Below are 18,775 nucleotides of genomic sequence, written 5' to 3' on the forward strand. Positions count from 1 at the left end.
GTTTTTTTGTATCTAGGCAGCATCGACCACCCGGTCTTGCCGCACCCGTTTCGCCAGCCACTCCAGCACGACGATCGCCGCCCAGGCATACAGCGACACACCGACAAACAGCGCCAGCCTGATCAGCGCGGCCTGCATGACATCCTTGCCATTGGCGCTGTCCTCGACCGCGGGGCCGACAAAGATCACCAGCGTGATCAGCGCATTCATCCAGTACGACGGCGGATGCTGCACCGGGCGCAAGCGGTACAGCCGCATCGCCAGCCACAACCCCGCCAGCGCCATCCACAGCGCATACATCCACAGCACCGGCCACAGACTCAGCCCCACCCAGACCAGCGATGCGACGCCCGCACCCAGCAGCGTCGAGCCGAGCAGCTCGCGCCCGGCATTGCGTGCATTGAGCGCGCTGGCCTGCTGGCCAAGCGCCGACGTTTTCATGATCGCCGCCATGTACTGGCTCGGATTCGACAAGGCCAGCACCAGCACCGGCATGATGATGACGACGCCGCGCAAGGCCTGCCAGCGCGATGCCGTCTTCGACTCGGGCTTGGTCGTCTTGCCGGGCACCGCTTCATCGCCCCACAGCGCATGCGCGATCAGGCCGACGACCACGCCGAGTACCACGCCGCGCGCCAGCGCCAGAATCACCGCCACCGCCAACGCCTGTTCCTGGCTGCCGGCGACCGGAATCATCGTGAAGCCGACAACCATCAGCGTCAGCAGCGGATTGGCACTGCGCTGGCTCAGGTAGAAAAGCAGGAACAGCACCAGCGCGATCAGCAGCATCGCCGCTGCTGCGTAGTGTTCGAGCAAGGGCGTGATCCAGACGCCGACGCCGGTCAGCACGAACAAGGCGCCGCCCAGTACGCAACCCTTGACGAAGGGAATCGGCGCACCGGGCTTGGCAAGCAACATTACCGCAACCAGCACGCTGACGTGCGGCGCGGTCCAGCCGGCGCCGTAGGCGACGACAATGGCCAAAGCCAGACCCAGTGCCAGCCGCAAGGCCGGCCGACTGGCCCGGTCAATAGACATAGGACAGCCAGCTCATCAACCGCAAATAGGCCGAGCCGAGCAGATTCATCAGACCGTTGTCGCCGGTGTAGACCATCACATCGGCCTGACCACCGACACGTACGCCTTTCAGCTTCTCCAGCTCGGCTGGCTCGAATTCGATCGCCACCGGAAAGCGCTGCGCCTGACGCAGCCAGTCCCGGCTGTTGTCGACGGTCGGCAGGCTGCCGGCCGGTGTCGATTTGCCGGCGCTGACGCCATTGCCGACGCTGCGCACCTTTGCCTCGAGCACCTGCCCCGGCAACACGTCGAGCACGACGCCGACCCGGTCGCCCGGTTCGACATGACCGAGATTGTTCTCGGTCATGTCGGCGCTGATCCACAGATCGTGCACCGCGATCAGCGTCAGCAGCGGCGCGCCGGGCTGGGCAAACTGGCCGGCATCGATGCGCAGATCGGTCACCAGCCCGCGCGACGGCGACACCACCTTCGTTCTGGCCAGATCGAGCTCGGCCTTTTCGACCGCCGTCCGTGCGCTCGCCAGCTTGCCGTTGTCGGCGCTGCCGCCGGCGTTCTGCTGTGCCTGCACGACTTGCGCGCGCGCGACGTCGACCTGGGCCCGTGCCTGATCGCGCGTCGCCCGGGCGACTTCGAGCCGGCGGACCGAGATCGCGCCCGGATCCTCGGCATACAGCCGCTCCTGACGCGTCGCGTCCTTCTCGGCCTTGACGCGCCCCGCCTCGGCAGCACGCAGCGAGGCCCGGGCCGCCTCGACGCCGGCATCGGCAGCGCCGATGCTGTCACGCGCCGATTCCAGATCGGCGCGGGCACGTTCGAGCGCAATCCGGTAGCTGCTGTCATCGATGCCGAACAACAACTGCCCCTGCTTGACGTCGTCGTTGTTCTTCACCGCGACGGCCTTGACCTTGCCGGCCACCTCGGCGGCCACCGGGACGACAAAGGCCTGCACCCTTGCCTGGCTGCTGTACGGCGTCAGCCGGTCGGCGACGAAGTACCAGGCCAGACTGGCGACGATCAGCACGACGATCAAACGGCTCGCCCATCGCGCGGCGCGACCTTTTTCGGGCTGTTTGACGGTTTTTTCACTCATTGTTTGGTTTCCTGCGCTTGCGGCGGTGCCGGCAGCGGCGCGGTCAGCATGTCATTCCAGTCGGTGCGGGCCTTCATTGCCCTGATCGTTGCGTCGTCGAGCAGCGGTCGCGTCCGCGCCGATTGCCAGCCGCCGCCCATGGCCTTGTAAAGCGCGATCAGGCTCAGTACGACGTTGCCACGATTGCTGACCACGCGCTCCTGCTGCGAAAACAGCGCGCGCTGTGCATCGAGCACCCGCTGGAAGTCGGCCATGCCCTCGCGATACTGGATGTTGGCGATGTCGAGCGAACGGCGCGCGGCCTGCTCGCCCTGTTCGAGCAAGGCGATCTGCTCGATGTTCTTGGCGTAGGCCATCGCGCTGTCGTCGACATCGCGCGCGGCCTGCAGCACGCTGTCCTGATACTGCTCGATCAATTGCTGGTAGCGCGCATCCTGAACCCGCACGGCATTGCGCAAGCGACCATAGTCGAACACATTCCATTTCAGGCTGGGACCGATGCCCAGGTCCGTGCTCGTCGGCGTCGCCAGCGAACTGGCCGACAAGCCGAGCGAGCCCAGCAGGCTCAAGGATGGATACAGTTCGGTTTCGGCGATGCCGATCTGCGCAGACTGGGCGGCCAATTGCATCTCGGCAACCCGCACATCGGGGCGGCGCAGCAAGGCTGTGGCCGGCAGATCAACGGCAATGCCAAGCGCCGGCTCGGGAATCCGCCCCGTATCCGACGCCAGCTCGGGCGGCGGGCCGGGCGGCCGCGCCAGCAATATCGACAGCGCGTTCTGTGCCTTGCGCAAGCTGGCCTCGAGCGGCGGAATGCTCGCCACCGTGCTCAGGTACTGCGTCTTGGCCTGCTGCACATCGAGCTCGGAGTCGTTGCCGCTCTTGAACAGCTTTTCGGTGATATCGAGACTGCGGCGCTGAATCGCCGCATTGTCCTGGGCGATTTTCAGCCGGGCTTCGAGCGTACGGATATTGACGTAGACCTCGGCAACCTGCGCGGCCATCAGCACCTGCAGATCGTCGTACTGCGCCAGCCGGGCCAGATACGACGCATCGGCGGCCTCGATGCCGCGCCGGAAGCGGCCCCAGAAGTCCAGCTCCCAGCCCATGTTGAAGGCTGCGTCGTACTGCATGAAGCGGCTCGAGCTGCCGCCCGAAACGCGGTGATCGACGCCGAGCGCGCTGCCACTGAGCTGCTGCACCTGCGGATACATCGTGCTGTCGGCGATACCCAGCTGCGCCCGGGCCTCGATGATCCGCAAACCGGCGATGCGTACCTGGTGGTTGCGCTGCAAGGCTTCGTCGATCAGTGCATCCAGCACCGGGTCGGCAAGGTTGCGCCACCAGTCGGCCTGAACCTTTTCGCCGACCGGCAGCGCCTTCAAGGCGCTGCTCTGCCAATCCTCGGGCACCGGACTGCCCGGCCGGACGTAATCCGGCCCCAGTGCAGTACAACCAGCCAGCGTGACACCCAGTAGTGCGATCGCCAGGCTGGACTTCGTCACGCCTTCTCCTCGGCGCCCTGCTCATCCTGCAGTGCAACCCAGCCCATGAAGATCTGATAGCCCAGTGCCAGCAGCACGGCACCGACAAACATCCCCAAAATACCGGCCGACACCATACCGCCCAGCGCCCCCAGCAGGATGACCGGCATCGGCGCATCAACGCCGCGGCCCAGCAGAATCGGCTTGAGCACATTGTCGGCCATGCCGCCGGCGATCAGCAGCACCGAGTACAGCACCGCAGGCACCGTGCCGTAATCGCCGCCCATCCAGATGTACGCGATCACCGGCAGCGAAACAATCAGCACCGGCAGCTGGGCAATGCCGAGAACCAGCACAACCAAGGCCAGAATCCCGGCGAACGGGACGCCGGCGACCATCAGGACGACGCCGACGATCAGCGACTGGATGAAGGCGACACCAATCACGCCCTGGGCGACGGCACGGATGGTCTTGGTCGACAGTTCGACCAGGCCGTCGCCGTGCTCGGCACCGGCAAGCCGGCGTCCGATGGCGCGCATGCTTGCTGCGCCATCGTGGCCATAGGCCATCATCACCCCGGAAATGATCAGCGAGAACACGAACTTCAGGATACCGCCGCCCATGCTGGCGACCATGCCCAGCGCCGACTTCGACAGGTCACCGATTTTTGGCTGCATTTTCTGGATCAGCCCGGGCAGGTCGGTCGCAGCTAGGTGCCAGGCGGCATAGATCTTCTTGCCGACCAGGGGCCAGGTGGCGACGTTCTCCGAGGGCACCGGGATATTGATCGAGTCGTCGCGCATGCCGTGGACCAGGCCGGTAATCGAATCGGCCATCGAGCTACCAAGGAAAGCCGCCGGCACGACGATCAGCACCAGACCGGCAATCACGATCGCGGTCGCCGCCCGCCCCTCGCCCAGGCGTGGCGCGAGTTTCTGGTGCAGCGGAAACAAGGTCACGGCCATGATCAACGCCCACAGCATCATGGTCAGGAACGGCGAAAAGATCTTGTAGCAGACGAAGACCATCGCGATGACCAGCGCAGCCTGAATCAGCGTATCGAGGAGCTGTCGCGAGAACAGCTTGGTCAGGCCAGGCTGATTGAACATGTCGTTTTCCCTAGAGAGATTGAGAGGCAGTCGCAATTTAAGGGCCCAACAGGCCATTGTCGAGCCAACTTTATCTGTTTACGCCAGCGGCCATGTGCGGCTCACCGCACATCGGCTCATGACAACGTCACTGGTTCCCCCTAATTGGCGCAAAGTCCCGAATGACATAAGGTCGCGCCTCAAAGCTATAACACCGAAGTCTGATACAGGACTCGCCCTTTTCGCCCTCGGGAGATGAAATGCAGTCGTTGCGCACCAAACTCATTGTCTTTGTCGCTGTCTTGTCGGCACTGATCACCATCCTGCTGTCGCTTGCCGCTTACACCAGCATGCGCACGCAGATCCTCGGCACGCTGGCCGACGAAATCCACAACACCGCCATCGGCTACAACGTCGCGCTGACCAACTGGGTCGAAGGCAAGCAACGCATCGTCGCCGGCACCGCACATGCGCTCGGCACCGCCACCGACCTGCACGCCCCGTTGGTGCAGGCCGCCAAGAGCGCCAAGTTCGACAGTACCTATATAGGCACGATCGACAAGCAGATGGTGCAAGATCACCCGCTTGAGCTGCCCAAAGATTACGACCCGACGTCGCGCCCCTGGTACAAGCAGGCCGTCGCAGCCGGCCAGTCCATCGTCACACCACCTTATGTCGATGCATCGACCAAGCAACTGGTGCTGACCTTTGCTGCACCGGTCAAGGATGCCGGCGGCAACCTCAAGGGCGTGGCTGCTGCCGATATCTACCTCGACGGCGTGGTCAAGGACGTACTCAATATCAAGCTACCGGGTGACGGCTACGCCTTCCTCGCGGGCAAGGACGGCAAGGTGCTCGCCCACACCGATGCCAACCGGGTACTCAAGCCGGTCAGTGATTTCGCCCCCGAAATGAGTGCCGACAAGATGGCGGCCATCGCCGGCGACAACGCGCTGAGCGAAGTCGTCGTCGATGGTGCGGCCAAGTTCGTCGACATCCAGCCGATCGACGGCACCGACTTCGAACTCGTCCTCGTTGTCGACAAGGCCGTCGCACTGGCGCCGCTCAACCGGCTGCTGTGGCTGAGCATCGGCGCACTGGTCGTGATGCTTGCGGTGATCGTGCCACTATCGGGCGTACTGGTTCGCCGCATGCTCGCCGGGCTGGTGCGCGTCCGCGATGCGATGAGTGAAATCGCCCAGGGCGGCGGCGATCTGACCCGCAAGATCGACGTCGCTGGTCGCGATGAAATCGCCGAAACCGCACAGGCGTTCAACCGCTTTACCGATCAACTCCAGACGATGTTCGGCGAGCTGCAACGTGAAAACGAGCAGCTGACGCTGGGCGTCGCCGACATCGACCAGTTGGTGAAGCAACTGTCGACCGACTCACAGGCGCTGTCCGACCTGTCGGCGTCGAACGCGGCGACGATCGAGGAAATCACCGTCAGCATCAGCCACATTGCCGACAATGCCCGCGAAGCCGATCGCCTCGTCAACGCCACCGGCGCGCTCTCGGGCGAATCGGCGTCGACGGTCAAGGCCGTCGCCGACGAGGTCGGCAAATCGGCCGAAGCGGTCAGCGAACTCGCCGGCCTGCTCGATGGCCTGAACCAGCGTGCGCAAGACATCAGCGGCATCATCCGCGTGATCAGCGACATCGCCGATCAGACCAATCTCCTGGCGCTGAACGCGGCGATCGAAGCCGCCCGGGCCGGTGAAACCGGGCGTGGCTTCGCCGTCGTCGCCGATGAAGTACGCAAGCTGGCCGAGCGCACCGGCAAGGCCACGCTGGAGATCACCGGCATGATCGACGGCGTCCGCGCCGAAACCGCCGCTGCCGTCAGCAATATGGAACGCACCCACGCCGCGGTGCAAAGCGGTGTGTCACTGTCGAATACCGCCGCCGAAAAGATCGCCCACATCCGCGAGAACATGGACGAAGTGATGCGACGGATGGGCGAAATCGCCCTGTCGACCAGCGAGCAGCAGAACGCCACGACCGCGATGGCACAGAGCGCCGAGCACATCACCACGCAGATGCACAAGTCCGATGCGGCGATGCAGCGCGCAACGTCGACGGTGCATCAGCTCAATGAGATGGCGACCTTTCTGCGGCAGATGTTCGGCAAATTCAAGCTGTGAACCGGTTGGCGTCGCGTGCATTTATTCTCAAAATACAACTACACACAAACGAAATGGTTGATATGTGAATTTTCGCCAAATCAAACGTAACTCGTTCCGCTGCGCCGGCCACGGCTAACACATATGATGGTTTCAGGAACTCCGGTTCCTAGATACGAGAGATTCAAGCCCGCGCTGAGCGGGCTTTTTTTTGCCCGCCTTCCATGCAAAAGGGCCGCAACCCTGAGGTTGCGGCCCTTTTGCCACCGACATCGATCAACCGACGCGGTGATCGCCGATTTTGACGATCTTCATGCTGTTGGTGCCACCGCCCTGGCCGACGACCTCGCCATAGGTGAACACGACCAGATCGCCCTGTTGCACCACGCCTTGGCGCAGCATCTCGACTTCCGCCCGGATCAGCAGGCTATCGCGATCGGTATTTTCCTGCGAAATCGTCAGCGGCAGCACATCACGGAACAGCGCCAGACGCTGATAGGTTTCGACTTCCGGCGTCAGTGCATAGATCGGGATGCCCGAAACGAAGCGCGACAGCCACAGCGCCGACGAACCCGATTGTGTCAGCGCCGCGATCGCCTTGACCTGCAAGTGTGCCGATGCAAACAGCGCTGCCATCGAAATGCTCTGGTCGATGCGCGAGAATTCGCCCGGGCCAAGAATGTCATCGCTGATCTTGCGACCGATCGACTTCTCGGCCTCGACACAGACGCGTGCCATCGACTCGACCGTCTCGACCGGAAACTGCCCCGCCGCCGATTCGGCCGACAGCATCACCGCGTCGGTGCCGTCGAGCACCGCGTTGGCGACGTCCGACACCTCGGCGCGTGTCGGCACCGGGCTGCTGATCATCGACTCCATCATTTGCGTCGCGGTGATCGACAGCTTGTTCTTCAGCCGCGCCAACCGGATCATGCGCTTCTGCAGCGCTGGCACCGCCGCATCGCCGACCTCAACCGCCAGATCACCACGCGCGACCATGATGCCGTCCGACGCGTCGAGGATTTCCTCAAGATTGGTGATGGCCTCGGTGCGCTCGATCTTGGCGATCAGCTGCGCCTTGCTGCCCGCGGCACGCAGCAGCGTGCGCGCCATGTACATGTCGGCGCCCGACTTCGGGAACGACACCGCCACGTAGTCGGCGCCCAGCTTGGCGGCCGTCTTGATGTCTTCCATGTCCTTGGCGGTCAGCGCCGGCGCGGTCAGGCCGCCCCCCTGGCGATTGATCCCCTTGTTGTTCGACAACGGACCACCGATCAGCACCGTCGTGTACACCTCGGGACCGTGGACTTCGAGCACCTCAAGTTGCACCTTGCCATCGTCGAGCAGCAGGATCGCGCCCGGCTCGACATCGTTCGGCAGTTCCTTGTAATCCAGGCCAACGCGCTCCTGGTTGCCGAGTTCGCACGCGGCATCCAGGATGAAACGGTCGCCCTTTTTCAGCACGATCTTGTTCTTCTCGAACTTGCCGACACGGATTTTCGGCCCCTGCAGATCGGCCATGATTGCCAGCGACTGGTTCGCACGCGCGGCACAGCCACGGACCATCGTCGCGCGGTCGATATGATCCTGCGCACTCCCGTGCGAGAAGTTCAGCCGGACCATGTTGACGCCGGCCGCGAGCAAACGATCCAGCGTTTCCTGATCACTCGAAGCCGGGCCGAGCGTGGCGACAATCTTGGTGCTGCGAAACATAGTTTTCCTTTGCCTGAAGTTGCGGTCGAATTGTTATAGCTGACACCTGTTCATCACGGCGTCATCTCGGCGCAGATTATATGCCAGCGCCCATGCCATTGAACTAAAGCAAGACCCTAGCGCGCAACTACCGGGCAAAACGTCGGACTCGCGGAATCAAACACGCCAAAGCCACGCAGCGACTACGCCTTGCCGTCTCGTACACAGGTGAAGCGAACACAGCGGCAAAGACAAAGCGCAGGCAAGGAGACGTACAAGGGGGAAGGCGAAGCTGCGGTGCCCGACAGGCATCGAACATGGCCAACTGAGACTTGATTCGCCACTACTTTCCCAGACGCTCCCAAGTCATTCTTATGAAATCGCGCCGCTCGAACGCCACCGGAGTGTGCCGGCCGATGGCCGATATGACCCCCGTGCCCAGAGCGCCATCGTGAAGCCCAAGCCGCACCGAAGGCCGGCCAGATCAACGCTGAACTGCTGGCGAGTGCCGAACAGTTCAATCCGGGCTTTGCCTTCGCCACTGTCGACCAGTCTGCAACTACGCGCGGCGAACCGGTGTTCTGTCGCTTGGCATCCCGGCAGGGCTGACGTCGGTCATCCCTGACCGGTGGTGCGTGGCAGCAGCCGCCGCAATCTGCCCAGGCTGCCCGGTACCAACCGTACGATCAGCACGGCCATGACGCCGTTGCCCACCGCGGCGAGGCCGAAGAGTTGCGGAATCGTGCATCCGGCCGAGAGCAGTTTTGCGGCAAGGAGCGCGCCGACCACCATGAAGAGCGCGTTGGCGATGTTGTTGGCGGCGATGACCCGAGCGCGGTGCGCCGGATTCGCGCGCAACTGCATCAGCGCGTACAGCGGCACGATGAACAACCCGCCGAACAGGCCGATTGCAAACAGATCGACCAGTACCCTCGGCGTACCCGCCGCAGCAAGCAGTGCCTGCATGCCGAGCGTCGCGGGCGCCGGTCTGGCCGGAGAAGCAAACGACAGGTCGAGGCCGAACAGCATCATGCCGATAGCACCCAGCAGCACCAGGCCGGCCTTCACCTGCCCGGCGGACAGCCGCTCGCACAGCAGAGACCCGATGCCGACGCCGAAGGTGAACGTCGCCAGCAGCAGCGTGACGCTGGTCTCGCTGCCGCCCAGCACACTGCGCGCATAGGCGGGAAACTGGGCGAGCAACAGCGCACCGAACAGCCAGAACCAGGAAATGCCGAGGATGGCCTGAAACACCTTGCGATCTTCCCGGGCGTAGCCGATGTTGCGCCAGGTCTCGGAAAACGGGTTGGGGTTGATGCGCAGCGCCGGATCGGGCGCAGGTGCAGCCGGGATACCACGGCTTACCAGATAGCCTGCCACCGCGGTCGCCAAACAGGCGCCCGTAATCCACAGGCTGTCGATGGTCGCGAGCAGCCCGCCCGCCAGCGTCCCGACGAGGATCGCCACGAAGGTGCCGGCCTCGATCATTGCATTGCCGCCCACGAGCTCGTCGTCCCGGAGGTGTTGCGGCAACAGCGCATACTTGACCGGCCCGAACAGCGTCGAGTGCAGGCCGAACAGGAACAGCGCACCAAGCAACACCGCCAGGCTGTGCAGCGCGAAGCCGACACCGGCGATCAGCACGATGCCGATTTCGAGCACCTTCACCAGCCGGGCCAGCAAGGCCTTGTCGTATTTGTCCGCCAGTTGTCCGGCCGTCGCCGAGAACAGGAAGAACGGCAGGATGAACACGCCGGCGGCGACATTGGCGAGCAGCTCAGGCGCCAGTGTCGTCCATTGCGCCGCATGGAAGGTCAGCAGGACGATCAGCGCATTCTTGAACAGATTGTCGTTGAAGGCACCGAGGAACTGGGTGCCGAAGAACGGGCCGAAGCGGCGGGTTGCGAGTAACGAGAAAGAGGTGCTCATGATCAGGCCTCGATCGGCGCCGGGGCCGCAGTGTCGGCCGCCAGCTGTTTCAGTTGTACGTAATCGGTCTTGCCCGAGCCCAGCAACGGAATCGCCTCGAGCTGCCGGATCACGCGTGGCACCGCCAGTTCCGAGGCGCCCCCGGCTCGGGCAGCGGCCAGCAGCGCATCCCGGCTCAGCGCCGGCGATGTCGTGAACAGCACCAGCGCCTCGCCCTTGGCGGCGTCCGGGCGGCTGGAGGCGGCATGGACATGCCCAGGGGCTGCGGCTGCGGCAAACTGCTCGACCACTTCGAGCGACACCATTTCGCCGGCGATTTTGGCGAACCGCTTGAGGCGGCCGCGGATGTGCACGAAGCCGTCATCGTCAATCGTGACGATGTCGCCGGTGGCGTACCAGCCCGGCCCCATCGATTGCGGCGGCTGGATCTGGCCCGGCAGGTCGAACAGGTAGTAGCCCAGCATGACGTTCGGACCCCGCACGTGCAGTGCCCCGCCGTCCTCGATGCCAGGGACGGCCTCGAGCTTTGCCTCGACACCGGGAACGAGCTGACCAACGCTGCCGATCTTGCAGGCCATCGGCACGTTGACCGCCACCACCGGCGCGCACTCGGTGACACCGTAGCCTTCGAGAATGCGGATGCCGAACTTGTCGATCCACAGCTTGCGCACGTCGTCCGCCAGCTTCTCCGCGCCGGCGACCACGTAGCGCAAGCGGCCGAAATCGTAGGGGTGCGCATACTTGCCGTAGTTGGCGAGGAAGGTCGACGTGCCGAACAGCACCGTGCAATCCCGGTCGTACACCACCTCGGGGATGATCCGGTAATGCAGCGGGCTCGGGTAGAGAAACGCCTTGCAGCCGGACACCAGCGGCAGGATCGCGCCGCAGGTCAGCCCGAATGAATGGAACATGGGCAGCGCGATCATGAATTTGTCGAGTGGCGTGAAATCCGCGACCGCCCTCACCTGCGCCACGTTCGACAGCAGGGACTGATGCGAATGCACCACGCCCTTGGGCTTACCCTCCGACCCCGAGGTGAACAGGACCACCGCCGGATCTTCCGGCGATTGCGGCAGCGCAGCGCAGCGGGCAAAACACAGGTGCCAGACGATCCAGAGTTTGTCGGCAAGGCGGACCTGGGTTTTCAGGTCCTCGAGGTAATGCACCGTGATACCCGGCAACGATTCGACCAGCGTGGTCAGCTGCGCTTTCTCCAGGAAGGTGCGCGAGGTGACGATGGAGCGGATGCCGGCCGCGGTGCAGGCCGAGCGCAAGCCGTCCTGGCCGGCGGTGTAGTTGAGCATCGCCGGCACGCGCCGTCCAGCACTGAGGGCCAGGATCAGCCCCAGAGTCGGCGCTGCGTTGGGCGTCAGGACACCGACCACGTCACCCGCGGCGGTGATGCGGGACAGCAGCCGCTGCATGCCGAGGGTCATCTTCAGCAGCGAGCCGTACGACTCCTCCTGCAGCCGGATGTCCTCGACCAGCTTGTAGTTGGCACCGAAGCTTTCCTTGGCGTCGAGGAAGGCGTCGAACAGGGTCCGTTGCGGCCGGGTTGCGACCAGCATGTCGAGCAGGATGGCCCGTAGCAGCTCGCCCGTGCGGCGGCGGCGGAGCTTGGCCGACGGCAGGTTGGGCATCGGGATAGCCCGGCGTGGCAGGACCGTGATGGCGACCCTGGGCAGCAGTTTGCGCGGATAAACGCCGGCGAGCCGGCCGAAGTAGCTGCGGCCGGTGCCATCGATGCGTACCGGCACCACCACCGCACCGGTACGGGCGGCGACAAAGGCAGCGCCGTCGTAGACCTTCATCAGCGATCCGGTGCGGGTCAGCCGGCCTTCGGGAAAGATCACCACCGGTCGACCGGTGTCGACTAGCCGGACGATCTGTTTGATCGCCAGCGGACTGGTCGAGTCGACGGCCAGATGGTCGACGAAGCGTAGGCCGATCCGGAACAGCGGATGACGCGCCACCTGCGTATGCACCACGAAGACCGGGTTCACCGGCAGCGACAGGCCAAGCAGCAGCCCGTCGAGCAGGGATTCATGGTTGGCAACGATCAGGGTTTTCGGATTGTTGAAGACCGACGGATCGCAGCGGAATTCGATACGGAACAACACCTTCAACGCCCACCGCAACATGATTCTGAGCATGATCTTCCCTTCCTTATCGTTGTTCCGGAACAAACGCGACCGCATGTGCAATCCGCAACTCGAGGCCGGCCACGATACTGGCGGCCGCCAGCGTCGCCAACAGGTGCTTGAGCGTGTGGCCAGTGAGACACAGCACCGAGCCGATCAGGTGATCGTTGAGCTCGGCCAGCTTGGCCACGCCGTACAGCAGCAGCGCCAAGCCGAAGTAAACGCGGTCGCGACGGTTTCCGCCCCACTGCCAGATGGGCACCAGCACGATCGGGAGTGCCTGCAGGAGCAGATACGGCCGAAGATCGCCGATGCCGGTCAAACCGGTGAACCACCACCACGCCACGCTTGCGACCGCCAGGCCGGCGAGGACAAGGGTAAGGACACGGCCATCGCGCTGGTGGGTATCTCCCCAGACGCCAGCCAGCAAGCCGGCGCAGACAAGCGCGATCGGCAACCGGTCCCAGACCAGACGCGCGTCATCGGGCGCGAGGTGGTAGAAGGTCGAACCGATGCTGGTCAGCAGCAGGCCGGACAGAAACAGCCGGTAACCCGGCCAGCCGTGCGCCAGCGCCACCTCTTCACGGTAAGGTGCGATTCGGACGAAACCCCAGAGCCCGACCAGCAGGAAGCCGAAGTTGGAGACGACGTCGGCGAAATGCGGAATGCCGAAGTGCCGGGCCTGGTCGGCAAACGCGTGGTAATTCGGCAGCTGGGCGATCGGGCCATGAACAAGGCCCGCCAGCACGAGAACCAGCGTGGCGAGGATCGGAAACAGTGTGCGCAGCATGTCGGGCTCCGGGGGGTGGAATGCGCACAGCATCGGCGAAAGTAGCTATATAGAAAACTCATCTCTGTGAAGTCACATGAGTTAGCATAAAAAGTATCTATTAATGATACTTTTGACATGCGCGAAACCGACCAGTTGATCGCAACGATCAAGCGGCAGCTCAAACTGCAGGGACTGACTTACCGCGACCTCGCCGGGAAACTCGGGCTGGCCGAACCCAGCGTGAAACGGCTGTTCGCCAGCGGACGATTCACGCTCGAGCGGCTGGCAGAGATTGCCCGAGTGCTCGGCTTCACCCTCGCCGAACTGACCCACGAGGCCGCCCAGGCCGAAGGCCGGCTGCACCTGCTGGAGGTGGCACAGGAGCGGGAACTCGTCGCCGACGAACAACTGTTGCTCGTCGCCGTGTGCGTCCTGAACCACTGGACCATCGCCGACATCACCCGGACCTACACCCTGACGGTGCCTCAGGTCATCGTCCACCTGGCCCGCCTCGACCGGCTCCGCATGATCGATTTGCTCCCCGGCGACCGGGTCCGCCTCAACGTCGCCCGGGATTTCAACTGGTTGCCGCAAGGTCCGATCCGGATGTTTTTCCTGCGTCAGGGGATGGGCGAATTTCTCGGCAGTCCCTTTGATGCAGACACCGAGACGCTTGCTTTCTCGCATGCGATGCTGACGCCGGCGGCAGTGGCAACGATGCAGGTCGAGTTGCGCAAGCTGCGCCAGCGCCTGGCGGAACTGCACGACGACAGTCGCGATGCACCACTGTCCGAGCGTCAAGGGGTTGGCTTGCTATGTGCGATGCGGGTTTGGGAGCCGGCGGCGTTTACGGCTTTGCGGCGGTAACGTGGTGACAGACTGCCGCAGCGATGCGAGGTTGCTTGGGCCACGCTCGCCAGTCTTGCCCGGAGTATCCAGCATCTACCTTGGTCGCATTGGTCGCCGCCACTGGCGCCCCCACCCGGACGACTCAACCGCTGCCCGGACGCCGAAACCTGCCAACCACAATGCCCCAATGCGGCGGCGGCATTTCAAGCAGGTGCGAAGCCCGCTGGATTTTTTCGCTGATTACGTCAGGTTCGAATCGGTGAAACTAAGCACGTCGCAGGCGGTTGCAACGAGCAAGACTGGAACAAGGCATTCCAGTTGCGCTCGGTGCAGTCCGTACTGTGGAAAAAACGCCAGCGCTGATGCCCCCACTCCCTCATGGCGCCGTCGGCGACATGGGCTGGCGCGTGCCTGTCAGCACTTTAGCCATTCCACGAAACGCGCTTCCCCGGCTGGTTTGAGCGTGACACCCAGGCAAGTCACTCGACAAACAGAGCCGTTTGAAAATACGAGCTCCAGTTCGACGCTGCATGCCGACTCAAACGGAACCGGAACCAGACGCAACATCGCGCCACCCACACGCAGCACGCCGCTTGAAAGGTTTCCGACACAGCCTGCCTCTTGATGAATTGCCGACGGCTGAAAACACGTTAGCTCGAGGGCCTGCAGAAACCCGGCACGATCATCCGCGCCAGGCAGGCCGCCTGAGCGATGAACATGGCCCGCCGAAATCCGAACGACAATGTGTCCCGCCCGAGTCTCGATATTCGAGACTTCGGAATCGCAAAACGCCAGAAGATCGGAATCAGGCATCATTACCTCAGATTGCTACGTCAACATTTGACCCGGGCTACGACGCCGGAATGCCTTGCGTCGTAAATCCTCGTACCGTGCGCTTGGTTTTGACGAGCCGACTTCACATCTGCACTTTTCCAGCGCGTCGCATAGCGTGTGCCCCTGCAACGTTCCCCACGCCCGGGAAAGAATCTCCGCCTCTCGCTTCGTTGCCCATGCAACCGCTTCGGCCTTGGCATCGAACGTTGCCGGCTCCCTAGTCCCCTTGCGCACCATCCCGCGCTGCGTTTCCGATACGTGACCATGGCGTAATTTTGGCGTAGTGACGCCGGGGAATTTACACTTACGTCCAGGAAAAATGAGAGCTGACAGAGGCTTTGCACCGGCGAAACCAAGCAATGGCGGGGTCTAGCGGGGAAAGGGAAATGCGGAAAGTGCGGTGGTACCCCCGACAGGAATCGAACCTGTAACTGGCCCTTAGGAGGGGCCCGTTATATCCATTTAACTACAGGGGCATAGATCTTGAGTGAAACCCTTGTTTCCTCAATAATTTCAAGCACCTAACCAATAAAACAGGCCAAAACAACGGGTGCTACTTCTCTGCGTTCAACGTCATTTTTCGCTGTTTTTTTGGGTGGTCAGTGCGACTGAAGTGCTACGCAGCGAGTCACTAACGACATCCAGCCGCACTCAGCATGGCTGCGCATTATACAGATCAACGGCAAATGGCGGGCAACGGTCCGCGTTAAAGACGGCAGGAAGCTGATCCTCAACCGGTCGAAGACCTTTGACAGCAAGCGAGATGCCAGCGAGTAAGCACTCTGGTCGAAGCGCAAATCGTCAAACGTGGCGCCGACCAGGTCGCCAGCGAAATCCAGAACAAAGGCCTCACCGTGGCCGATCTGCTCAACCGCTACATCAGCGAATTCGATGCCCCACCCCGGATACCAAGCGCCGAAGCCTCGAAGTCATGGCCGCATCCGACTTGGGTGCCGTGCCGGCGCCACAAGATATTGCCGTTGACGTCGGTCGCCGCAACCGGGCTGCCCAGCACATCGGTATGGTAGTAGGTGACCGTCTCGGCGCCGCTGCGCGTTTCAATATCGGCAGCCTTGTTGCGGCCGAGGTAGAGGTATTCGCGCGTGGTACCGCTACTCAAGTCCTGCTCGTACACCAGCTGGCCGGCCTGGTCGGTAAATTCGACCCGGTTCAGGTTGTTGCCGACGCTGCGTACACGCTGGCCGGCGCCGTCGTAGCTGTAGGCGATCTGACTGGGCGCGCCTTTGTTGGCGTAGCGCAAGTTGCCGGCTGCGTCGTACTGGAAGCCGACGCCGTCACCGCGGGTGATCAGTAGCCCCAGCCGTCGTATCACATAGTGCAGCCCCTGACTCCCCTATACCGATCACGCGCTGTGAGAAATCGTTGCTGCTGCACCTATGGCCTCTCCGTGCTACCGCACTTCAAAATCATCAATATGGTCACACGAAATCCTATCATAGAACTGCACTTCCAAGTATTGGATAGCTCCGCAAGAACTGTGAATCAAAATATCCGCAACCTCTTCACCCATATTCCAAAGTGAATATACAAATACTCTACTAGGCTCTTCAATTTTCTTTTCCACCGCAGTTTCGGGTGAAAACCGAAAGTCAGCAAAGAATCCGAAATCTGTCATTTCGGTCACCTCCACATCAGCAAGCACAAGTTGTTCCGCCAGTGCCGCACCTGCACTCAACTCAACAATGGAAGCAACAATTTTACTAGTCACTTCATTGAAGTTCTTCATTCAAACTCACCGCAAATCGATAGTTTTCCCAAGTGCTCACTCTGAAACCCCCGGAAATGCATTAACGTTAACCAGCTTACCGTCAGAAATTCTAACTCTGACAGTGGTCACCTGATCCCTTATTGTTGCAGTAATAGTGTTATTTCCTTCCGTCAAATCCTTTGCCGCTTGCTTTACTGCATTTGCAGTATCAGCAGAAACTTCTTTCTGAGTCCCAACGTTATCAAAGTGTCCTTTAGCAAAGATATGCGACGCTTTTTCAGAGATTACCGCTTCGACACGCGCAACTACATTTGTTACGACAGCGGTAGGACTAACCATACCAACAGCCAAAGCCGGATTTCCTGCAAAAGCCCATACCTGCTGCATTTGTTTCGCCCAAACTCCGGAAGCAACACAGCCAATGCAACTGGCCTTAGCATCAACCCCCATCCAGCCCGCGTGTGGTCCCAAAACACTACCAGCGGTGCTAGCAACTTCCCTTCCATCCGGATCAATGTACTTAAACGGATTTTTGCTTGCGTATGCGTATGCGTATGCGTATGCGTATGCGTATGCGTATGCGTATGCGTATGCGTATGCATTGAAACTGTATAGCGGATTTCCCTCCACCCACGGCACCGGATCAATCGCCGCAAACCGCCCCAGCACCGGGTCATACCAGCGCGCGCCAAAATAGCTCAGGCCAATCTGATCCTCATAGGGCTTGCCGGTAAACCACTGCTTGTTCTTGCCACCGTCGCCGCCCACCGTCCGCTCGCCATACGGGCGATAGTAGGTGCGCCACAAGATATTGCCGTTGACGTCGGTCGCCGCAACTGGGCTGCCCAGCACATCGGTATGGTAGTAGGTGACTGTCTCGGCGCCGCTGCGCGTTTCGATATCGGCAGTCTTGTTCCTGCCGAGATAGATGTATTCGCGGGTGGTGCCGGTGCCAAGGTCCTGTTCGTACAATAACTGCCCGGCCGAGTTGGTGAATTCGATCCGGTTCAGGTTGTTGCCGACACTGAGCACGCGCTGGCCGGCGCCGTCGTAGCTGTAGGCGATCTGACTGGGCGCGCCTTTGTTGGCGTAGCGCAGATTGCCGGCAGCATCGTACTGGAAGCTGACCCCGTCACCCCGGGTGGTCATGTTGCCCCAGCCGTCGTACTGCATGGCGTAGTTCTTGGCGCCTTGCACCCCGGTCAGCCGCTGTTGGGCGTCGTAGTTGTAGTCGATCAGCCAGTCGCCGTACTTCTGTCGCTGAATGTTGTTGTTGCCGTCGTAGTAAATCTCGCCACTGCCCCACGGGCCGTTGGCGACGACCAGACTGTCGATTTCGTCGTAGCTCAGTGTCCGGTTCAGTTCCGGGTAAACCGTATCCTGAATCTGCGTGACGTTGTTGTTGCCGTCGTAGCGGTAGTTGGTGTCCAGTACCGTGGCCACGGCCGACGCCGTGACCGGAGCCAACAGGGCCAGACCCAATGCGACGGCCGGCAGTACATTCAAGCGCGCGATATTTTTCATGTTCTTGTCCTTCGCACCTTAGGGGTAGCAACGCTGGCCGGTTGAAATGCGACGCTGCAAGCACGCGCTCTTGATACACGGCGTACCAACCCCTGGGCGTACCAGGTTGCAAAGCTCCGTTCCCTTCCCCAGATACTGCCCCGTCTGGGTGCACGCATCGCCAATGGCGCTTGGGCTGCAGGTGGTTCCTTGGTAGCTAAGTTGCTCAACGAGCGGGAGCGAACCGCACTGGGTCTGGCAGGAGGATTGGGTGGCGTAATCTACCTTGTAAAGGTTGTACTGGAAGCCCGGCGGCGTGGGCACCGGGGTGGGGACAGGTGTCGGCACCGGGGTAGGAACAGGTGTTGGTACCGGAGTGGGCACCGGAGTAGGAACGGGTGTGGGCACCGGCGTCGGCACTGGGGTAGGAACTGTGCAGCGTGCGCCAGTCGACAACCGCTTTTGCACACACGCACTCTTGATGCATGCGGTTCCTACTCCGG

At 62.1% G+C, this 18,775-nt stretch carries 14 protein-coding genes and 1 tRNA gene; 2 read left to right on the forward strand and 13 right to left on the reverse strand.

Annotated elements, in window-relative coordinates:
* Positions 1-12: 12 nt before the first annotated feature.
* Genes R0382_RS16480 through R0382_RS16495 form a run of 4 tightly spaced genes read right to left on the reverse strand, consistent with a single transcriptional unit; the run spans position 13 to position 4,721 of the window.
* Positions 13-1,038, reverse strand: a complete 1,026-nt coding sequence (locus R0382_RS16480) for a DUF2955 domain-containing protein (protein WP_432720989.1) — start codon at positions 1,036-1,038, stop codon at positions 13-15.
* Entirely contained in the window at positions 1,028-2,128 is a 1,101-nt protein-coding gene (locus tag R0382_RS16485) for an HlyD family secretion protein (RefSeq protein ID WP_432720991.1), read from the reverse strand. Before R0382_RS16485 ends, R0382_RS16480 begins: the two co-directional genes overlap by 11 nt.
* A complete protein-coding gene (locus R0382_RS16490; protein WP_432720993.1) occupies positions 2,125-3,633 on the reverse strand; it encodes an efflux transporter outer membrane subunit in 1,509 nt (502 codons plus the stop codon). The genes R0382_RS16485 and R0382_RS16490 overlap by 4 nt, the downstream gene beginning before the upstream one ends.
* On the reverse strand, positions 3,630-4,721 hold the full coding sequence (locus tag R0382_RS16495; protein WP_432720994.1) for an AI-2E family transporter: 1,092 nt from the start codon (positions 4,719-4,721) through the stop codon (positions 3,630-3,632). The genes R0382_RS16490 and R0382_RS16495 overlap by 4 nt, the downstream gene beginning before the upstream one ends.
* A 239-nt stretch (positions 4,722-4,960) precedes the next feature.
* On the opposite strand from R0382_RS16495, the gene R0382_RS16500 reads away from it, so the two are divergent.
* Positions 4,961-6,844: a methyl-accepting chemotaxis protein gene (locus tag R0382_RS16500; RefSeq protein ID WP_432720995.1), complete on the forward strand. Its 1,884-nt coding sequence runs from the start codon at positions 4,961-4,963 to the stop codon at positions 6,842-6,844.
* 255 nt (positions 6,845-7,099) lie between these two features.
* On the opposite strand, the gene pyk is transcribed toward R0382_RS16500, so the two are convergent.
* From pyk to R0382_RS16520, 4 genes are all read right to left on the reverse strand, one after another.
* Positions 7,100-8,536, reverse strand: a complete 1,437-nt coding sequence (gene pyk / locus R0382_RS16505; RefSeq protein ID WP_432720996.1) for a pyruvate kinase — start codon at positions 8,534-8,536, stop codon at positions 7,100-7,102.
* Between the two features lie 594 nt (positions 8,537-9,130).
* Positions 9,131-10,444, reverse strand: a complete 1,314-nt coding sequence (locus tag R0382_RS16510) for an MFS transporter (protein WP_432720997.1) — start codon at positions 10,442-10,444, stop codon at positions 9,131-9,133.
* Positions 10,445-10,446: 2 nt separating this feature from the next.
* Complete coding sequence (gene aas / locus R0382_RS16515; protein ID WP_432720999.1) at positions 10,447-12,597, reverse strand: bifunctional acyl-ACP--phospholipid O-acyltransferase/long-chain-fatty-acid--ACP ligase; 2,151 nt, start codon at positions 12,595-12,597, stop codon at positions 10,447-10,449.
* Positions 12,598-12,610: 13 nt separating this feature from the next.
* The gene (locus tag R0382_RS16520; RefSeq protein WP_432721000.1) at positions 12,611-13,375 is read right to left on the reverse strand and encodes a hypothetical protein; all 765 of its coding nucleotides are present in this window, start codon (positions 13,373-13,375) and stop codon (positions 12,611-12,613) included.
* Between the two features lie 117 nt (positions 13,376-13,492).
* Here R0382_RS16520 and R0382_RS16525 point away from each other — a divergent pair, with 117 nt between their 5' ends.
* Entirely contained in the window at positions 13,493-14,224 is a 732-nt protein-coding gene (locus R0382_RS16525; protein WP_432721002.1) for a helix-turn-helix domain-containing protein, read from the forward strand.
* A 396-nt stretch (positions 14,225-14,620) separates the two neighbouring features.
* Here R0382_RS16525 and R0382_RS16530 read toward each other — a convergent pair whose 3' ends face one another.
* The 5 genes from R0382_RS16530 to R0382_RS16550 all read right to left on the reverse strand — a co-directional run bounded on the left by R0382_RS16530 (position 14,621) and on the right by R0382_RS16550 (position 18,293).
* Positions 14,621-15,019: a hypothetical protein gene (locus tag R0382_RS16530; protein WP_432721004.1), complete on the reverse strand. Its 399-nt coding sequence runs from the start codon at positions 15,017-15,019 to the stop codon at positions 14,621-14,623.
* 422 nt (positions 15,020-15,441) lie between these two features.
* Positions 15,442-15,516: transfer RNA gene (locus R0382_RS16535), tRNA-Arg, on the reverse strand.
* A gap of 398 nt (positions 15,517-15,914) precedes the next feature.
* Complete coding sequence (locus tag R0382_RS16540) at positions 15,915-16,373, reverse strand: RHS domain-containing protein (protein ID WP_432721006.1); 459 nt, start codon at positions 16,371-16,373, stop codon at positions 15,915-15,917.
* Between the two features lie 78 nt (positions 16,374-16,451).
* Positions 16,452-16,787: a hypothetical protein gene (locus R0382_RS16545; protein WP_432721007.1), complete on the reverse strand. Its 336-nt coding sequence runs from the start codon at positions 16,785-16,787 to the stop codon at positions 16,452-16,454.
* A 36-nt stretch (positions 16,788-16,823) separates the two neighbouring features.
* Entirely contained in the window at positions 16,824-18,293 is a 1,470-nt protein-coding gene (locus R0382_RS16550; protein ID WP_432721008.1) for an RHS repeat domain-containing protein, read from the reverse strand.
* Positions 18,294-18,775 lie beyond the last annotated feature (482 nt).

It is taken from the genome of Jeongeupia wiesaeckerbachi, assembly GCF_050916355.1.
GTDB lineage: Bacteria > Pseudomonadota > Gammaproteobacteria > Burkholderiales > Chitinibacteraceae > Jeongeupia > Jeongeupia wiesaeckerbachi.

Coding starts and splice junctions, on each gene's coding strand:
- R0382_RS16485 (WP_432720991.1), bottom strand. CDS start 2,128: ATGAGTGAAAAAACCGTCAAACAGCCCGAAAAAGGTCGCGCCGCGCGA.
- R0382_RS16530 (WP_432721004.1), bottom strand. CDS start 15,019: ATGCCTGATTCCGATCTTCTGGCGTTTTGCGATTCCGAAGTCTCGAAT.
- R0382_RS16520 (WP_432721000.1), bottom strand. CDS start 13,375: ATGCTGCGCACACTGTTTCCGATCCTCGCCACGCTGGTTCTCGTGCTG.
- aas (WP_432720999.1), bottom strand. CDS start 12,597: ATGCTCAGAATCATGTTGCGGTGGGCGTTGAAGGTGTTGTTCCGTATC.
- R0382_RS16510 (WP_432720997.1), bottom strand. CDS start 10,444: ATGAGCACCTCTTTCTCGTTACTCGCAACCCGCCGCTTCGGCCCGTTC.
- pyk (WP_432720996.1), bottom strand. CDS start 8,536: ATGTTTCGCAGCACCAAGATTGTCGCCACGCTCGGCCCGGCTTCGAGT.
- R0382_RS16480 (WP_432720989.1), bottom strand. CDS start 1,038: ATGTCTATTGACCGGGCCAGTCGGCCGGCCTTGCGGCTGGCACTGGGT.
- R0382_RS16495 (WP_432720994.1), bottom strand. CDS start 4,721: ATGTTCAATCAGCCTGGCCTGACCAAGCTGTTCTCGCGACAGCTCCTC.
- R0382_RS16545 (WP_432721007.1), bottom strand. CDS start 16,787: ATGAAGAACTTCAATGAAGTGACTAGTAAAATTGTTGCTTCCATTGTT.
- R0382_RS16550 (WP_432721008.1), bottom strand. CDS start 18,293: ATGAAAAATATCGCGCGCTTGAATGTACTGCCGGCCGTCGCATTGGGT.
- R0382_RS16500 (WP_432720995.1), top strand. CDS start 4,961: ATGCAGTCGTTGCGCACCAAACTCATTGTCTTTGTCGCTGTCTTGTCG.
- R0382_RS16525 (WP_432721002.1), top strand. CDS start 13,493: ATGCGCGAAACCGACCAGTTGATCGCAACGATCAAGCGGCAGCTCAAA.